The sequence below is a fragment of the Aerococcus sp. L_32 genome, assembly GCF_050689315.1.
This window is the reverse complement of the sequence record NZ_JBOEQF010000543.1, coordinates 1-1,191: the sequence shown is the minus strand read 5'-3', so window position 1 is coordinate 1,191 and position 1,191 is coordinate 1. Positions and strand designations below refer to the sequence as shown.

Here is a 1,191-nt window from a genome sequence, read left to right as displayed (position 1 = left end):
TAATACTTCCATAGCGGCATGGAAACCATAGACGAAATCAGGAGATTGATCCAGTTCTTCTTCGTTATTTGTACTGCGGGGTCTTCTATCTCTGTTTTGTTGTCTTTGATTGTCTCTAGCCATTTTCTTGCTCCTCTTTTTGTGCGTGTTGAATGTATTGAATACAGAAAGTTGCAATATCCTTAAAACGGTCTTGATCATTTAAATAGGCAAAACCCATCAAAGCTTCAAATCCGGTTGCAATTCTATAGGTATGAATATCTGCGTTTTTAGCGCTTGAGTGACTTTTAGCGTTACGCCCTCGTTTAAAGATTGTCATTTCATCTTCAGTAAGGAACCCTTCCTCAGCTTGCATCGCTTCAACTAATAGCGCTTGCCCTTTTGCAGACACAAATTCAGTCGCTGCTTTATGTAGATCTTTGGGTTTCGTTAGACCACTTTGAACCAAATGGTCGCGGACTACTACCTCCCAAGAAGCATCGCCTAAATAAGCCAAGGTTAGGCCACTTAGTTGTTTTATTTCATTTTTCGTTAAAGACTTATTCTCTGACATTTAGTCGACTCATTTCTGTATTGATTTTCATTAATATAGACTGCAACTAGGATTGCGCACGTTTCCAACGCGTACCTTGGGCAGTATCATCAAGGATAATGCCTTCAGCTTTTAATTGATCACGAATTTCATCCGCACGGGCAAAGTTTTTGTCAGCACGAGCTTGATTACGTTCATCAATTAAGGCTTGAATATCATCCGCTAACAACTCTTGTTCATCTGATAAAGTGACCCCAAAAATCGTTAATAAGGCTGTAAACGACTCTTTAAAAGCTTCAAGAACTGGTACAGATACTTCTTTTTGATTTGTATACACATTCATATCACGCATCAAACGGTACACAACAGTTAAACCATTAGGTGTATTAACATCATCATCCATTGCTTCAATAAATTCATTCTCTAAAGCTTTGATTTGTGCCAATACTTTTGCATCGTTATCTAAACTCTCTTTAGCATCCTCAAAACGGTAATTTAAGTTCGCATAAGCAGTTTTCAAGTTGTTTAAGTTGTTGGTTGCATCTTGAATATTTTCTTCATTGAATCTTAAAGGCGACCGGTAATGTGCTGATGCTAAGAAGAAGCGGACAACTTGTGGATCGACTTGTTGGATTAGGTCATGGGCTAGGACAAAGTTG

2 protein-coding genes are annotated in these 1,191 nt (G+C 38.5%); both read right to left on the bottom strand.

From position 1 onward, the window contains the following. Nucleotides 1-115: 115 nt before the first annotated feature. Complete coding sequence (locus tag ACRCJ0_RS14640; RefSeq protein WP_069285998.1) at nucleotides 116-553, bottom strand: Mini-ribonuclease 3; 438 nt, start codon at nucleotides 551-553, stop codon at nucleotides 116-118. 46 nt (nucleotides 554-599) lie between these two features. Then, the coding region (locus ACRCJ0_RS14635) for a DALR domain-containing protein (protein WP_431390938.1) at nucleotides 600-1,191 on the bottom strand (592 nt) is incomplete at its 5' end.

What these genes read in the sequence shown, in the direction of transcription:
- ACRCJ0_RS14640 (WP_069285998.1), bottom strand. Translation starts at nt 553, where the DNA reads ATGTCAGAGAATAAGTCTTTAACGAAAAATGAAATAAAACAACTAAGT.